Raw genomic sequence first — 14,571 nt, forward strand, 5'->3', positions numbered from 1 at the left:
GGGTCGACAGCCCGGAAGTCGCCGTCGACGGCTCCGAAGTGACGGGTTACGGATACAAGAACGCGTGGCTGACACGAACCGAACGCCTCAAGCACCTTCCAGAGATCGGTCACTCCGCGTCGAAGTGGTTCAAGTTCACCGAGCGCGAGGTGGAGAGGCGCGGAATCGAGTTTGCAGTCGCCGCGCATCGCGGCGTGACCCGCGCCCTCTTGAGAATCGAACCGGGTTCATGGAAGCACATCGGCGCGGGCCCAGAGCGCCGCAGCGGTTTCCGGTTCGAAATCGTCACGGAAGGCCCACTGTTCGATGAAGTGGTCGGCGAGTACGGTCACCGGCTGCCCCCGAAGAAGAGGGGCGAGCAGTCGACGTTCCGCTACTGGCCCTACGGCCGGTGAACCGAGACGCGATCAGTCGTCGAAGCGGAACTCCACTCCGTCACGTCCTGCATCATGATCATCGAGAAAGACGGTCCCACGAACCTCACATCCAATGGCGGCGAGGTCCTTGATCAGGCTCGAAGGGAAGACGAACGTGCCTTGGGTGTTGGTCGAATCACCTGACCACCAGATCACGGTCTCGCAGTCGACCCTCAGCGATTCGAGTGCGGCAGCGGCAGGCAGTGTGAGACCAACAAGCCGTCGCAGAGCATTGACACCTTCGTCGTCGCCCGCTGAACGTGCGGTCACGTCAAGAAGCCACGTCGTCCGCTGATAGGTCAGATACTCGGGCTTGTACGCTCGTCCTGCTCGGCCGGACCGGGTCTGTTCGCCGATGTTCGCAGCTTCGGTGGGTTCGAGCTGGAGCGAGGCCGTGATCTCCGCGACAGTGCGCGACACGCTGTAAATCGCCAGCGTTGCTCTGTCGTGATCGATCATCGCGCTCCGAACACCTAGTTGTTGAAGCGGAACTCCACGACGTCGCCGTCCTGCATGACGTAGTCCTTGCCCTCGAGTCGCGCCTTGCCCTTCGCGCGGGCCTCCTGCACGGAACCGGTCTCCACGAGGTCGTCGAACGACACGATCTCGGCCTTGATGAAGCCCTTCTCGAAGTCGGTGTGGATGACGCCGGCGGCCTGCGGGGCCTTCGATCCCTTGGGGATGGTCCAGGCGCGGGCCTCCTTGGGGCCGGCGGTGAGGTAGGTCTGCAGACCGAGCGTGTCGAAGCCGATGCGGGCGAGCTGGTCGAGGCCCGACTCGTCCTGTCCCGTCGAGGCGAGGAGCTCGGCGGCGTCCTCGGGGTCGAGGTCCTTGAGCTCGGACTCGATCTTCGCGTCGAGGAAGATCGCCTGCGCCGGGGCGACGAGAGCGGCGAGCTCGGCCTTGCGGGCGTCGTCGGTCAGCACGGACTCGTCGACGTTGAAGACGAAGATGACGGGCTTGACGGTCAGGAGCCCGAGCTCGCGGATCGGCTCGAGGTCGAGGCCGCTCGTGGACAGGAGGATCCCGCGCTCCAGGGCGTCCTTGGCGGCCTTCGCGGCTTCGAGGACCGACGGGTCGATCTTCTTGCCCCGCACCTCCTTCTCATACCGCGTGATGGCCTTCTCGACGGTCTGCAGGTCGGCGAGCATGAGCTCCGCGTTGATGGTCTCCATGTCCGACGCCGGGTTCACGGCACCGTCCACGTGCACCACGTCGTCGTCGGAGAACCCGCGCACCACCTGGGCGATCGCGTCGGCCTCGCGGATGTTCGCGAGGAACTGGTTGCCCAGCCCCTCCCCCTCGCTCGCCCCTCGGACGATGCCGGCGATGTCCACGAACGACACGGCGGCGGGAAGGATGCGCTCGCTTCCGAAGATCTCCGCGAGCTTCTGGAGCCGCGGGTCGGGAAGGTTCACCACGCCGACGTTCGGCTCGATCGTCGCGAACGGGTAGTTCGCCGCGAGCACGTCGTTCTTGGTGAGAGCGTTGAAGAGGGTGGACTTGCCGACGTTGGGCAGGCCGACGATTCCGATAGTGAGAGCCACGGGGTATGAGTCTACCTGCGCCGCTCTCCCCCGCCTCACCCCCGCGCGGGCAGGCCCCCACGCGGGATCAGGCGGCAGAGCGTTAAAAGTGCCTGATGCGGCGCGGACGCCTGTTCAGTCGCGCACCGCGCGGAAGGCCCTCGTCACATAGGGCACCTCGATCACACCGTCCCCGTGCAGGCCGAGCTCGTCGAACAGGGCGTCCATCTCGCGGCGGATCCGTGCCTTCTCGGCCTCGTCGGCGGTGATCACGGCGCTGCGGGAGGCGGCCATACGATGCAGGAGCTCCCGCGTCACGGGGCGCGACCACTCCCAGCGCTCCTGCGCCAGGGCGCCGAAGGGCTCCGCCACCACGGGGTCGCCCGCGGCGAGCATGATCTCGGCGTTGCTGCCGTGCATGATGTCGGTGAGCCGGCGCACCCAGTCGACGCGCTCGTCGCGGAGGTTCCAGACGAGCCCGAGCACACCGCCCGGGCGCATCGCGCGACCGATCTCCGCCGAGGCGGCGACCGGCTCGACCCAGTGCCACGCCTGGCCCAGCACGACGGCATCCACGCTCGCGTCCGGAAGCGGCAGCTCCTCAGCGGTCCCGACGAACGTGGGCACCCCGGGGACGGCGTCGCGAAGGGCCGCGAGCATCGCGGGGTCCGGGTCGATCGCCACCACCTCGGCGTCGGCAGCCGCGACGAGCGCCCGCGTGAGCTTGCCGGTACCGGCGCCGACATCGGCGACCCGACGCGCACCGTCCGCCATCGGCTCCAGCATCCAGGCGACGGCCTCGAAGGGGTACTCGGGTCGTCCGGCCTCGTAGCTCCCGGCCGCCGCACCGAAGGATCTCGCGAGTTCGTCCGCCATGTGGCCAGCATACGGCGAGCCTGCACAGCGACGTCGGAGGCCCGGGAGAGAGTGAGGACGTGCCACTGGACTTCACTGCGATCGACTTCGAGACCGCGAACTCCAGCCCGGCCTCCGCGTGTTCCGTGGGACTCGTGCGGGTGCGGGACGGGGAGGTCGTCGCCACCGCGAACTGGCTGATCCAGCCTCCGCCCGGCCACGACGAGTTCCAGGAGTGGAACGTCCGCATCCACGGCATCCGCCCCGAGCACGTGCTGTCGGCGGCGACGTGGGTCGATCAGTTCGACCGTCTGTGCGGCTTCGCGGGTGCCGATGTGCTCGTGGCCCACAACGCCGGCTTCGACCTCAACGTCCTGCGGCGGGCGACCGAGGTCACCGGTCAGATCTGCCCGCCGTACCGGTCGCTGTGCAGCCTCCAGGTGGCGCGGAAGACCTACCAGCTCGACTCCTACCGTCTGCCTCTCGCCGCCGCAGCGGCAGGATACGCGGAGTTCTCGCATCACGACGCGCTGGCGGATGCCCTCGCCTGTGCCCAGATCATCGTGGACGCGGCCGCGCGAGCCGGAGCCGCGGATGTCTTCGGGCTCGCCGACGCCCTCGGCCTCCGCGTGACCGAGCCCGCCGTGCCGGCACTGGAGCGCGCCGTCGCCTGACGCACCAGGCGTCCTCCCGGCGATGTCGGACGCCCCCGGCATCATGGAGCCATGGATGCCCTGTCGATCGTTCTCCTGCTCGTGGCCCTCGCCGCGGGCGTCGCTCTCGGCTGGTTCCTGCGAGCCGCACGCAGCGCCGCCGACATCGCACGCACGCAGGCGGAGCTCGCGGCCGCGCGAGACGACCGCGATCGCCAGTACGACCTCTATCGGGACGCGGTAGAGCACGCCCGCTCCGAGCAGCGGGCGGAGGCACAACGCGTCCAGCAGCAGAACGCCGTGCTGCAGGCTCTGGCGCCGGTCCGCGAGAGTCTCCAGCAGATGCAGTCCAAGGTCGCCGCGATCGAGAGCGAGCGGCAGGCACAGTTCGGCACGCTCGCCGAGCAGCTTCGGCGCGCCCAGGAGTCGGATGAGGCGCTCCGCGCGACGACCGAGTCACTGGCGGGCGCGCTGCGCTCCACGTCCACGCGCGGTGTCTGGGGCGAGACGCAGCTGCGGCGCGTCGTCGAGGCGGCGGGGCTGACCAGACACGTCGACTTCGATCTCCAGGCGACGATCACCTCCGACCGCGGCCAAGGGCGCCCGGACATGGTCGTCCGCCTTCCGGGCGGCACGTCGATCGCCGTCGACGCGAAGGTTCCCCTCGACGCCTACCTCGAGGCCTCGGCGCTCCCCCTCGGCGATACCCACGAATCCCAGCGTCGCGCCCACCTGCAGAAGCACGTCCGCGCCGTCCGCGCCCACGTCGACGCCCTCGCCAAGAAGGCCTACTGGTCGGGCCTCGACGCGAGCCCCGAGTTCGTCATCTGCTTCCTGCCGAGCGAGTCGCTGCTGGCGGCAGCCATCGACGAGGACCCCACGTTGCTCGACTACGCCTTCAGCCGCCGCGTGGCCCTCGCCTCCCCCGTCAACCTCTGGGCGGTTCTCAAGACGGTCGCCTACACATGGACCCAGCAAGAGGTGTCCACCGAGGCCAGGAGTCTGCTGGCGCTCGGCACGCAGCTGTACGAGCGCCTCGGCACCCTCGCGGGCCACGCCGACGACCTGCGCCGGGCGATCGAGCGCACGGTCGACAGCTACAACCGCTTCGCCGGGTCCCTGGAGTCGCGGGTGCTCGTGACCGCCCGGCAGTTCCCCGGCGTCGATGCGGAGGCCCTGGCACCGGCGTCGCCGATCACCGCGGACGGGCGGCGCTTCACCGCTCCGGAGCTTCTGGCCCCGACCGAAGCCGAAGAGGCCGCCGACGCGATGCAGGCCGACGTCGGCGAGGTCCGCGCGCGACTGAACCACGCCGCCGCGCTCCACGACCGGGAGCAGTGACGACGAGAGCGACCGGATGTTCCGACCGTGCGTGCGTCAGGCGACGCCGGGCACGCCGCTGAGCAGCACGATGACGAGGCCGCTCGTGGCGAGGAAGGCGCCGATCATCCACCAGGCACTCACCTCGTGCCCCTCGGCGCGACGGACGCGGAACAGCACGTCGGCGCGGCGAGCCGGATCGACGGCCGGCTGCGCGACCGGTGCCGGCGGGGCTACGGCTGCCGCCTCCGCATCGGCGCTCACCCGGAGGATGCGTCCGGTGTTCGTCGTGATGATCTTGGTCGGCGCGGCGCTCTTCGAGCCGCTCGTGTGCTGCGTTGTCATGCGTTCGCCCTCCTGTGCCTGCGGTGCCTGGCGGCTCCGTCGACGGCGACAAACCCAGTGACAATTGTGACACGGCAGCCGGCCCGACCGGGGCCGACCCGTGGAGGAGGCGATACCGGGTCGGTAACGATGGCGAGAATCCTGCCCGCGATCATGCCGGCAGGAGAGCCGTCACAGCCACTTCGAGACGAGGTGCTCGGACGCGATCCGCCGAAGGGTTCCGGAGGCGCCCCGCAGGACCACGCTCTCGGTATAGACGTAACCGCGCTCGCGGCGCACACCGGCCACGAGCTGGCCGTCCGTGACACCCGTCGCGACGAAGATCGTGTTGTTGCCCTGCACGAGGTCGTCCGCCTCATAGACCTTGTCCATGTCGAGACCGGCGTCGATGCCACGCTGACGCTCGTCGTCGTCGCGGGGCCAGAGCCGACCCTGGATGTGGCCGCCGAGAGCCTTGATCGCGCACGCGGTGACGATGCCCTCCGGGCTGCCGCCGACGCCCACGCACATGTCGGTGCGGGCGTCGTGGCGCGCCGCGTTGATCCCGCCGGCGACATCGCCGTCGCTCATGAGACGGGTTCCGGCCCCGGCGTCCCGGATCTCCTGGATGAGCTGCTCGTGCCGCGGACGGTTGAGCACCGAGACGACGATCTCGTCGACGGGCTTGTCCAGCGCGCCGGCGAGCTTGCGGATGTTCTCGCCGATGGGCAGGCGGATGTCGACCACGCCGACGCCCGCGGGCCCCGTGACGAGCTTGTCCATGTAGAAGACGCTGGAGGCGTCGAGCATCGTGTCGCGGTCGGACACGGCGATCACGGAGAGCGCGTTCTGCCGGCCGGCCGCGGTCAGCGACGTGCCGTCGATCGGGTCCACCGCGATGTCGCAGAGCGGCCCCCGTCCGGTCCCGACGACCTCGCCGTTGAACAGCATCGGGGCGTTGTCCTTCTCGCCCTCGCCGATCACCACGCGTCCCTGGAAGTCGACAGTCCCGAGGAACGCCCGCATGGCGTCGACGGCGGCGCCGTCGGCGGCCTCCTTCGCACCGCGACCGATGAACGGAACGGCACGGATCGCCGCCGCCTCGGTCGCGCGCACCAACTCCATCGCGAGGTTACGGTCGGGACGCAGCGGGCTCAGGTCGGCAGTCAGACTCACCATGATCCCCAGCCTATCCGCGAGCAGGGGATCGTTCGGCTCGTTTTCCGCCCGCACGCGAGGAAGAAATCGCGATTCTTAACACCACCGAAGGACGGCGCCCACCGACGCGCGACGCCTCCTGCCGAAGCCGGACACCCGCCCCGATAGAGTGGCAGCTGTCCCGGCTTCACCTACCGCAGGAGTTCTCATGCCCGTCGCCACCCCGGATCAGTACGCCGACATGCTCGACCGCGCGAAGGCAGGCGGCTTCGCGTACCCCGCGTTCAACGTCTCCAGCTCGCAGACGATCAACGCCGTCCTCCAGGGCCTGACCGAGGCCGGCTCCGACGGCATCATCCAGGTCACCACCGGTGGCGCCGACTACTTCGCCGGCCACACGGTCAAGGCCCGCGCGACCGGCGCCCTCGCCTTCGCCCGCTACGCCACCGAGGTCGCCAAGAACTACCCGGTCACCGTCGCCCTGCACACGGACCACTGCCCGAAGGACGCTCTCGCGGGCTTCGTCGAGCCGCTCATCGCCGCCTCGGAGGAAGAGGTCAAGGCCGGCCGCAACCCGATCTTCCAGTCCCACATGTGGGACGGCTCGGCCGTGCCGCTCGCGGAGAACATCGAGATCGCCAAGGAGCTGCTCCCCCGCATGAAGGCCATCAACGCCATCCTCGAGGTCGAGATCGGCGTCGTCGGCGGCGAGGAGGACGGGGTGCAGCACGAGGGCTCGAACGAGGCGCTCTACACGACGTTCGCCGACGTGGACCAGGCCGTGCAGGCGCTGGGCCTCGGCGAGCAGGGCCGCTACATCGCCGCGCTCACCTTCGGCAACGTCCACGGCGTGTACAAGCCGGGCGGCGTGAAGCTGCGTCCGGAGCTGCTCGGCGAGATCCAGGCCGAGGTCGCCGCGAAGTACAACACCGGCGAGAAGCCGCTCGACCTCGTCTTCCATGGCGGCTCCGGCTCCACCGATGAGGAGATCGCCCTCGCGGTCGCCAATGGCGTCATCAAGATGAACATCGACACCGACACCCAGTACGCCTACACGCGTGCCATCGCCGATTACATGTTCAAGAACTACGACGGCGTGCTGAAGGTCGACGGCGAGGTCGGCAACAAGAAGCAGTACGACCCGCGCGCCTGGGGCAAGATCGCGGAGTCGGCCATGGCCGCCCGCGTGGTCGAGTCCACCCGCCAGCTCGGCTCGTACGGCCAGTCGCAGAGCTGACACCACCAGACACGCGAAAGGGGCCCGGCATCATGCCGGGCCCCTTTCGTCTGCGTGCTCGGGGTCAACGCACCCCGGTCGCCTGGTCGAGGTAGGCGATGAAGGCCGGGTCGCCCATCATCGGCACGACGAGGCAGAACGAGGCGATGCCCAGCGTGATGACGGCTCCGACGAGCGGGAGCCACCAGGTGAGGCGGCCACGACGCAGGCGACGGATCGACAGGGCTGCCGTGACGCACCAGCCGACCGCCAGCACGACGGCCGCGATCGTGCCCCACGTGCGGCCCGCGGCGTAGTTGGTGAACTCGCCCTCGATGCCCAGCATCCCCATGGTCTGATTCATCACGGGGACGATGTCGAGGTAGGACAGGCCGGTGACGACGACGTTCACGAGGCCGTAGGCGAGCAGCGCGATCGTCGCGATCCGATCCACCGGATGAGGGCGTGCGGGACTCGCGGCGGCCGACGCGGGAGGCGAAGACGGCGCCGGAGCGGCCGGGGCGATCACCTCCGCCACCGGGGGCAGGCCCGCGGCCAGCCGCTGCTCCTCTGGTGTGGCGAGTTCCCCGTATCGAGGGCGCTGGTCGGTCATCCCGCCATCGTATCTGCCGAGGCTCAGCCCACCCGTTCAGGGAAACCGGGTCCCCAACCGATAGCGGCCCCGGAGAAGTGGGGACTTCTCGGGGCCGCGGACGTGGAGCGCTGGGGACGCTCCTCATCCCGTTGGTCGCCGGCGCTGGGGACGCCGTAGGCGATCAGTAGGGCGTTGTCAGCCACTACGCCTTCGATCATAGGGAACCCGCGATGCCCACACCAGGGCCACGAATTCAGATGGTGAACTCGGCGTCCGGACCGTCAGTGTCCAGGGCATCCGCCCCGAGCTGCAGGGAGAGCCGCCGCGCCGTGCGCTGCAGGTTCGACACGAGACGGCGGTTGACCACCGCCCGGTCTGCGGGCAGGGAGACGGCCAGCGACGCGGTCACCCCGGGGGCGACGACCGGAACCGCGACACAGGTGGCTCCGATCGCATACTCCTCCCGGTCTATCGCCCACCCCGGTGTCTGCTCGAGCTGGGTGAGAAGCGTCCGGCGATCGCTGATCGTCCGAGGCGTGAGCTCCTCGAGCCGGTGCCGGGAGAGGTAGTCCAGGCGATCCTCCTCGGAGAGCGCCGCGAGGATCTGCTTGCCGAGGGCGGTCGCGTGAGCGCTGGCGTGCAGCCCGACCCAGAGCTCCAGGCGCGGATTCCGCACGGCGTCCACGATGTCGACGAGATGCATCTCCCCGTCCGCATACCGGGAGAGGTAGGCCGTGGCGCCCACGTCCTCGGTGACCGCGCGCAGAGCGGCGCGCACCCGAGCCAGGAACACCCCGCGAGAGTCGATCTGCTGCTGGAACGCGGGGAAGCGTCCGCCCAGCACGAGCCCGTCCGGTTCGGCACTGAGGTACCCCTCGTGCACGAGCGTGCGGACGAGGTTGTAGGTCGTTCCCGGGGTGAGCCCCGTGATCGACGAGAGCATCTTGGCCGGAAGCGGCCGCGGGGAGTTGGCGACGATGTCGACCAGGCGGAGCGCGCGTTGCACGGACCCGATGAGGGTCGGCTCCGCCTCCGCGGCGTTCACCGCTACGCACCCCCTCCAGCGGAGGCGCGGCCGCCGAGGGCACGCGCGTCGCGCTGACCCGAGGCGTCCTGACGGAGCTCCTTCGGCAGGGAGAACATGAGGTCCTCCTCCGCCGTCTTGACCTCTTCCACGTCGCGGTACCCGGCGTCGCCGATCGCGTCGAGCACCTCGCGCACGAGAACCTCCGGGACGGACGCGCCGCTGGTGACGCCCACCGTCTCCACGCCGTCGAGCCACTCCTGGCGGATCTCCTCGGCGTAGTCCACGCGGTACGCGGCCTTGGCTCCGTACTCGAGGGCGACCTCGACGAGACGCACGCTGTTGGAGGAGTTAGCAGAGCCGACCACGATGACGAGATCAGCGCCCTGCGCGACCTTCTTGATCGCGACCTGCCGGTTCTGCGTCGCATAGCAGATGTCGTCGGACGGGGGATTGTGCAGCTCGGGGAAGCGGGTGCGCAGTCGGTTCACCGTCTCCATCGTCTCGTCGACGGAGAGCGTCGTCTGCGACAGCCACACCACCTTGGACGGGTCCTTCACCTGCACGGTGTCGGCTTCTTCCGGAGAGTTGACGACCGTGACGTGATCGGGAGCCTCGCCTGCGGTGCCCTCGACCTCCTCATGTCCGTCGTGGCCGATGAGCAGGATCTCGAAGTCGTCCCGCGCGAAGCGCACGGCCTCGCGGTGGACCTTGGTGACGAGCGGGCAGGTGGCGTCGATCGCATGCAGACCGCGGTCGGAGGCGGCGTTCACGACCGCCGGGGAGACGCCGTGCGCACTGAAGACGACGTGCGCGCCCTCCGGCACCTCGTCGACCTCCTCCACGAAGATCGCGCCCTTGGCCTCGAGCTCCGTCACGACGTGGATGTTGTGCACGATCTGCTTTCGCACATAGACCGGGGCGCCGTAGCGCTCCAGCGCCTTCTCCACAGCGACCACCGCACGGTCCACCCCAGCACAGTAGCCGCGGGGGGCGGCGAGCAGGACGCGCTTGTGTCCGGGCACCGGGTTATCCTGAAGCCGCCCGGCCGCGGCGCGCACTCGTGGGATGCGAGGAGCGGGAAGATGAACGGCAGTCGAAGTCACCCCTCGATTCTACCGTCGCCCGGCTGGACGGGGCCGGTGAGCGCGCGAGCAGGAACGGGGAGCAGATGACAGTCTTCGAAGCGACGACGGGACCGGGTGAAACCCCGCCGGCGGATGCCGTCGCCCCCCGCGACTCCACCGCGCAGGCGCCGACCTCGGTCGCTCGGCTGAACGCCACCATCCGCGACTTCGTCGCACGGTGGAACACGGTGTGGGTCGAGGGCGAGATCACCTCCTGGAACGTCCGCGCCGGCAACGTCTTCGCCCGTCTCAAGGACACCCGCTCCGACGCGCAGATCTCCATCCGCGTCTGGTCGAGCGTGCGCGGCCGCATCCCCGCCGACCTGGGCGTGGGCGATCACGTGGTCGCCGCCGTGAAGGCCGACTACTTCGTCCGCTCCGGGGACTTCAGCTTCGCGGTCTCGGCCATGAAGCACGTCGGGCTCGGCGACCAGCTCGAGCGCCTGGAGCGGCTGCGGGTCCAGCTCCGACAGGAGGGCCTCTTCGATCCCGCCCGCAAGAAACGCCTGCCGTTCCTCCCCCACGTCATCGGGCTCATCACCGGCGAGCGCTCCGACGCCGAGAAGGACGTGCACCGCAACGCTGAGCTGCGCTGGCCGCAGGTGCGGTTCAAGACCGCGTACGCCGCGGTGCAGGGCGATCGCTGCGTGCCGGACACGCTCGCGGCTCTCGCCCGCTTGGACGCAGACCCCGAGGTCGACGTCATCATCATCGCGCGCGGCGGCGGCGACCCGCAGACCCTCCTCGGCTTCAGCGACGAGCGTCTCGTCCGGGCGGTCGCCGCGGTCTCCACACCCGTGGTCAGCGCCATCGGCCATGAGAACGACCACCCTCTCCTCGACGACGTCGCCGACCTGCGCGCGTCGACGCCGACCGATGCCGCCAAGCGCGTCGTCCCCGATGTCGGGGAGCAGCGCGCGCTCATCGCGCAGCTCCGGTCCCGGGCCACCACCCGCCTCACCCAGCGCCTCACGCACGACATCGCCCAGCTCGAGCAGCTGCGATCCCGTCCGGTGCTGCGCTCCCCCGATCCGATCATCGACACGCGCGCCCAGGAGACCTTCCTGCTCCTCGCCCGCGGCCGCGACGCGGTGACCAGGCAGCTCGACGACGCCGGCCGGCGGACGAGCGAACTGCGGGCCTCGCTGCGCGCTCTCTCCCCGGCCGCCACTCTGGCCCGCGGCTATGCGATCGCCCACCTCGAAGGCGGCGTGATCCTCCGCGATGCGTCCGATGCACCCGCGGGAAGCGCCCTGACCCTCACGGTGGACCGAGGGTCGCTCGCGGTGCGCTCGGAGGGCGAGATCGCGGAAGGCGCCTGAGCAGGCGGCGTCCGGGGCACGACGTAGGATGGAGGAGTGAGCGCCGTGAACGACACCCCTGTGGACACGCTGTCGTTCGAGGCCGCCCGTGACGAACTCGTGCGGGTCGTCGCCGAGCTCGAGCAGGGGGCACCGACCCTCGAGCACTCGCTGGCACTCTGGGAGCGCGGCGAGGCTCTGGCCGCCCGCTGCGAGGAGTGGCTGCTCGGCGCGAAGCGTCGCCTCGAAGCCGCGCGCACCGCCACCACCGACGAGAGCGACGCGTCATGAGCAAGCGTCCAGCGATCAATGCCGACCTCGGTCGACCGGAGACGCCGGACGAGACCGCGGCACGCAAGGCCGCGTCGAGCAAGGCCTACCGGTCGAGCCAGACGGTCCGCAACCTCGTCGCCGCGCTCGTGGTGACCCTCGCGGTGGTCGTCGTCATCATCGCGCTCGTCCCCCGGGGCGAGCCGGTCGCCGCGAAGCCGATCGACGTGGCCGCCATCGCCGCGGACGTCGAGTCGTCCATGGGCAGCCCGGCGATCGTCCCCGAGACGGACGACTTCTGGCGGGTGAACGCCGCCGAACTGCAGAGCGGAGCCCCCGTGGTCTGGGAGGTCACCCTCGCCCCCGCGGCACAGGACGAGCGCGGGTTCATCAAGCTCGCCCAGGCCTTCGACGCCGACGCCTCGTGGGCCCCGCAGAGGCTGAACGGCGTCGCCCCGACCGACACCGTGCGTATCGGCGGCCGGGAGTGGGACGTCTATCGACCCGGCTCCGCCGGCGCCGACGCGAACGTCACCTATGCCCTCGGCACCCAGGCCGGCGACGACTACGTGCTCCTCTACGGCTCCCGCTCCGCGGACTCCACCGCGGAGCTCGCGGAGTCGCTCATCCCCCAGATCCGCACCGTCTCGGAGGCTCGATGACCCACCCGCTGACCCCCGCCGCCGCCTGGAAGCAGATGCAGGACGGCAACCGTCGCTTCGTCCGCGACGAGCCCCAGCACCCGAACCAGAACGTCGACCGCCGCAAGGACCTCACCGCGGCCCAGCACCCCGTCGCGACGCTGTTCGGCTGCTCGGACTCCCGCCTCGCCGCGGAGATCATCTTCGACCTCGGCCTCGGTGACCTCTTCGTGGTGCGCAACGCCGGACAGGTGATCGGCGAGTCCATCGTGGCGAGCCTGGAGTACGCGGTCGCCGTTCTCGAGGTGCCGCTCATCGTGGTGCTCGCACACGACTCCTGCGGTGCGGTGCGCGCCGCCATCGACGGCACCGCCATCGATGCCGACCCGCTCCCCCCGCACATCTGGAAGCTCATCGCGCCGATCGTCCCCGCCGCGCGCAAGGTCCTCGCGGAGAGCGGCGGCGGCACGGTGGCCGACATCGATGCGGAGCTCGTCGGACGCGAGCACCTGCGCAACACCGTCAACGACCTGCTGCAGTCGTCCGAGATCATCAGCAACGCCGTCGCCGAAGGCCGTCTCGGCATCGTCGGCGCCAACTACCGTCTGGCCGAGGGTGAGGCAGCGCCCGTCATCACGGTCGGCATCGAAGCCGAGGGGATCGACCCCGCAACCAAGGAGGGTTCGGAATGACCGACACCGAGTACCGCATCGAACACGACACCATGGGTGAGGTGCGAGTGCCCGTGAACGCGCTCTACGGGGCGCAGACGCAGCGCGCCGTGGAGAACTTCCCGATCTCCGGCAAGGGCCTGGAGTCCACGCAGATCGCCGCACTCGCGCGCATCAAGAAGGCCGCCGCGCTGGCGAACAAGGAGCTCGGCACGCTCGACGGCGCCATCGCCGACGCGATCGCCCAGGCCGCCGACCAGGTCGCCGCAGGCAGCCACGACGGCGAGTTCCCCGTCGACACCTATCAGACCGGCTCCGGCACCTCGTCGAACATGAACATGAACGAGGTCCTGGCGACGCTCGCGAGCCGCATCCTCGGCTCGACCGTGCACCCCAACGACCACGTGAACGCCTCGCAGTCGTCGAACGACGTGTTCCCCACCTCGGTGCACATCGCGGTCACCCAGGCGCTGATCGACACCCTGATCCCGGCGCTCGACCACCTCGCCGTCGCGCTCGAGGCCAAGGCGGAGCTCTGGAAGGACGCGGTCAAGTCCGGCCGCACGCACCTCATGGACGCGACGCCCGTCACGCTCGGCCAGGAGTTCGGCGGGTACGCCCGTCAGATCCGCCTGGGCATCGAGCGCGTGCAGTCGGCGCTCCCCCGCGTGGCCGAGGTGCCGCTGGGCGGCACCGCTGTCGGCACCGGTATCAACACGCCGCTCGGCTTCCCGCAGAAGGTCATCGAGCTGCTTGCGGCCGAGACCGAGCTGCCCATCACCGAGGCGAAGGACCACTTCGAGGCGCAGGCGAACCGGGATGGTCTCGTCGAGGCCTCCGGCGCGCTGCGCACCATCGCGGTCTCGCTGACGAAGATCAACAACGACCTGCGCTGGATGGGGTCCGGCCCCAACACCGGTCTCGGCGAGCTGCACATCCCCGACCTGCAGCCCGGGTCGTCGATCATGCCGGGCAAGGTCAACCCCGTCGTTCCCGAGGCCGTGCTGATGGTGTGCGCGCGCGTCATCGGCAACGACGCGACCGTCGCCTGGGCCGGGGCCTCCGGCTCGTTCGAGCTGAACGTCGCCATCCCGGTCATGGGCACCGCGCTGCTCGAGTCCATCCGCCTGCTGTCGAACGCCTCCCGGGTGCTCGCCGATAAGACCATCGACGGCCTGCAGGCGAACCTCGACCGCGCCGCCGCCTTCGCGGGCATGAGCCCGTCGATCGTGACGCCGCTGAACAAGCTGATCGGCTACGAGGCCGCAGCGAAGATCGCGAAGCACTCGGTGGCCAAGGGCATCACGGTGCGCGACGCCGTGATCGACCTCGGCTACGTCGAGCGCGGCGAGCTCACCCTCGAGCAGCTCGACGAGAAGCTCGACCTCCTGTCGATGACTCACCCGGGCTGATCCACGCCTGACACGGATGCCGCGGGGCTTCGGCCCTCGCGGCATCCGTCGTCTCCGGCTCC

Annotated in this window: 17 protein-coding genes; 9 read left to right on the forward strand and 8 right to left on the reverse strand. The window is 69.9% G+C overall.

The window, feature by feature from the left end; genetic code table 11:
• Positions 1–395, forward strand: a 395-nt coding sequence (locus KVS71_RS12020) for a hypothetical protein (protein ID WP_217584662.1), incomplete at its 5' end; no start/stop codon positions are given.
• Positions 396–407: 12 nt separating this feature from the next.
• Here the strand turns inward: KVS71_RS12020 and KVS71_RS12025 are convergent.
• The 3 genes from KVS71_RS12025 to KVS71_RS12035 all read right to left on the reverse strand — a co-directional run bounded on the left by KVS71_RS12025 (position 408) and on the right by KVS71_RS12035 (position 2,818).
• Complete coding sequence (locus tag KVS71_RS12025; RefSeq protein WP_217584663.1) at positions 408–875, reverse strand: DUF4279 domain-containing protein; 468 nt, start codon at positions 873–875, stop codon at positions 408–410.
• Positions 876–889: 14 nt separating this feature from the next.
• Positions 890–1,963: a redox-regulated ATPase YchF gene (gene ychF / locus KVS71_RS12030; RefSeq protein ID WP_062766410.1), complete on the reverse strand. Its 1,074-nt coding sequence runs from the start codon at positions 1,961–1,963 to the stop codon at positions 890–892.
• A 114-nt stretch (positions 1,964–2,077) separates the two neighbouring features.
• Positions 2,078–2,818 (reverse strand): class I SAM-dependent methyltransferase, encoded by a 741-nt coding sequence (locus KVS71_RS12035; protein WP_060923509.1) that lies wholly within the window; start codon positions 2,816–2,818, stop codon positions 2,078–2,080.
• A 59-nt stretch (positions 2,819–2,877) separates the two neighbouring features.
• Here KVS71_RS12035 and KVS71_RS12040 point away from each other — a divergent pair, with 59 nt between their 5' ends.
• Together KVS71_RS12040 and rmuC are read left to right on the forward strand one after the other, a co-directional pair.
• Positions 2,878–3,471 (forward strand): exonuclease domain-containing protein, encoded by a 594-nt coding sequence (locus KVS71_RS12040; RefSeq protein WP_083371038.1) that lies wholly within the window; start codon positions 2,878–2,880, stop codon positions 3,469–3,471.
• A 51-nt stretch (positions 3,472–3,522) separates the two neighbouring features.
• The gene (gene rmuC, locus KVS71_RS12045) at positions 3,523–4,791 is read left to right on the forward strand and encodes a DNA recombination protein RmuC (RefSeq protein WP_217584664.1); all 1,269 of its coding nucleotides are present in this window, start codon (positions 3,523–3,525) and stop codon (positions 4,789–4,791) included.
• A 36-nt stretch (positions 4,792–4,827) separates the two neighbouring features.
• Here rmuC and KVS71_RS12050 read toward each other — a convergent pair whose 3' ends face one another.
• Together KVS71_RS12050 and glpX are read right to left on the reverse strand one after the other, a co-directional pair.
• Positions 4,828–5,115, reverse strand: coding sequence for a hypothetical protein (locus KVS71_RS12050; RefSeq protein ID WP_060922698.1), 288 nt, complete (start codon positions 5,113–5,115; stop codon positions 4,828–4,830).
• A 171-nt stretch (positions 5,116–5,286) separates the two neighbouring features.
• A complete protein-coding gene (glpX, locus tag KVS71_RS12055) occupies positions 5,287–6,273 on the reverse strand; it encodes a class II fructose-bisphosphatase (RefSeq protein ID WP_060922697.1) in 987 nt (328 codons plus the stop codon).
• A 187-nt stretch (positions 6,274–6,460) separates the two neighbouring features.
• Here glpX and fbaA point away from each other — a divergent pair, with 187 nt between their 5' ends.
• A complete protein-coding gene (fbaA, locus tag KVS71_RS12060) occupies positions 6,461–7,489 on the forward strand; it encodes a class II fructose-bisphosphate aldolase (protein ID WP_060922696.1) in 1,029 nt (342 codons plus the stop codon).
• A 64-nt stretch (positions 7,490–7,553) separates the two neighbouring features.
• Here fbaA and KVS71_RS12065 read toward each other — a convergent pair whose 3' ends face one another.
• From KVS71_RS12065 to KVS71_RS12075, 3 genes are all read right to left on the reverse strand, one after another.
• On the reverse strand, positions 7,554–8,081 hold the full coding sequence (locus KVS71_RS12065; RefSeq protein ID WP_060922695.1) for a DUF6264 family protein: 528 nt from the start codon (positions 8,079–8,081) through the stop codon (positions 7,554–7,556).
• Positions 8,082–8,316: 235 nt separating this feature from the next.
• Positions 8,317–9,108, reverse strand: coding sequence for an IclR family transcriptional regulator C-terminal domain-containing protein (locus tag KVS71_RS20455; protein ID WP_217584665.1), 792 nt, complete (start codon positions 9,106–9,108; stop codon positions 8,317–8,319).
• A gap of 2 nt (positions 9,109–9,110) precedes the next feature.
• Entirely contained in the window at positions 9,111–10,157 is a 1,047-nt protein-coding gene (locus KVS71_RS12075; RefSeq protein ID WP_167627867.1) for a 4-hydroxy-3-methylbut-2-enyl diphosphate reductase, read from the reverse strand.
• Between the two features lie 101 nt (positions 10,158–10,258).
• Here KVS71_RS12075 and xseA point away from each other — a divergent pair, with 101 nt between their 5' ends.
• Genes xseA through KVS71_RS12100 form a run of 5 tightly spaced genes read left to right on the forward strand, consistent with a single transcriptional unit; the run spans position 10,259 to position 14,509 of the window.
• Positions 10,259–11,536, forward strand: a complete 1,278-nt coding sequence (gene xseA / locus KVS71_RS12080; RefSeq protein ID WP_060922692.1) for an exodeoxyribonuclease VII large subunit — start codon at positions 10,259–10,261, stop codon at positions 11,534–11,536.
• Between the two features lie 36 nt (positions 11,537–11,572).
• Positions 11,573–11,806: an exodeoxyribonuclease VII small subunit gene (locus tag KVS71_RS12085; RefSeq protein WP_060922691.1), complete on the forward strand. Its 234-nt coding sequence runs from the start codon at positions 11,573–11,575 to the stop codon at positions 11,804–11,806.
• Entirely contained in the window at positions 11,803–12,447 is a 645-nt protein-coding gene (locus KVS71_RS12090) for a DUF4245 family protein (protein ID WP_217584666.1), read from the forward strand. The genes KVS71_RS12085 and KVS71_RS12090 overlap by 4 nt, the downstream gene beginning before the upstream one ends.
• On the forward strand, positions 12,444–13,118 hold the full coding sequence (locus KVS71_RS12095) for a carbonic anhydrase (RefSeq protein WP_025103947.1): 675 nt from the start codon (positions 12,444–12,446) through the stop codon (positions 13,116–13,118). The genes KVS71_RS12090 and KVS71_RS12095 overlap by 4 nt, the downstream gene beginning before the upstream one ends.
• Complete coding sequence (locus KVS71_RS12100; RefSeq protein WP_062633568.1) at positions 13,115–14,509, forward strand: aspartate ammonia-lyase; 1,395 nt, start codon at positions 13,115–13,117, stop codon at positions 14,507–14,509. The genes KVS71_RS12095 and KVS71_RS12100 overlap by 4 nt, the downstream gene beginning before the upstream one ends.
• Positions 14,510–14,571 lie beyond the last annotated feature (62 nt).

The organism is Microbacterium sp. GbtcB4, assembly GCF_019091465.1.
Taxonomy (GTDB): domain Bacteria; phylum Actinomycetota; class Actinomycetes; order Actinomycetales; family Microbacteriaceae; genus Microbacterium; species Microbacterium paraoxydans.

What these genes read in the sequence shown, in the direction of transcription:
- KVS71_RS12025 (WP_217584663.1), bottom strand. Translation starts at nt 875, where the DNA reads ATGATCGATCACGACAGAGCAACGCTGGCGATTTACAGCGTGTCGCGC.
- KVS71_RS12035 (WP_060923509.1), bottom strand. Translation starts at nt 2,818, where the DNA reads ATGGCGGACGAACTCGCGAGATCCTTCGGTGCGGCGGCCGGGAGCTAC.
- rmuC (WP_217584664.1), top strand. Translation starts at nt 3,523, where the DNA reads ATGGATGCCCTGTCGATCGTTCTCCTGCTCGTGGCCCTCGCCGCGGGC.
- KVS71_RS12050 (WP_060922698.1), bottom strand. Translation starts at nt 5,115, where the DNA reads ATGACAACGCAGCACACGAGCGGCTCGAAGAGCGCCGCGCCGACCAAG.
- glpX (WP_060922697.1), bottom strand. Translation starts at nt 6,273, where the DNA reads ATGGTGAGTCTGACTGCCGACCTGAGCCCGCTGCGTCCCGACCGTAAC.
- fbaA (WP_060922696.1), top strand. Translation starts at nt 6,461, where the DNA reads ATGCCCGTCGCCACCCCGGATCAGTACGCCGACATGCTCGACCGCGCG.
- KVS71_RS12065 (WP_060922695.1), bottom strand. Translation starts at nt 8,081, where the DNA reads ATGACCGACCAGCGCCCTCGATACGGGGAACTCGCCACACCAGAGGAG.
- xseA (WP_060922692.1), top strand. Translation starts at nt 10,259, where the DNA reads ATGACAGTCTTCGAAGCGACGACGGGACCGGGTGAAACCCCGCCGGCG.
- KVS71_RS12090 (WP_217584666.1), top strand. Translation starts at nt 11,803, where the DNA reads ATGAGCAAGCGTCCAGCGATCAATGCCGACCTCGGTCGACCGGAGACG.
- KVS71_RS12095 (WP_025103947.1), top strand. Translation starts at nt 12,444, where the DNA reads ATGACCCACCCGCTGACCCCCGCCGCCGCCTGGAAGCAGATGCAGGAC.
- KVS71_RS12100 (WP_062633568.1), top strand. Translation starts at nt 13,115, where the DNA reads ATGACCGACACCGAGTACCGCATCGAACACGACACCATGGGTGAGGTG.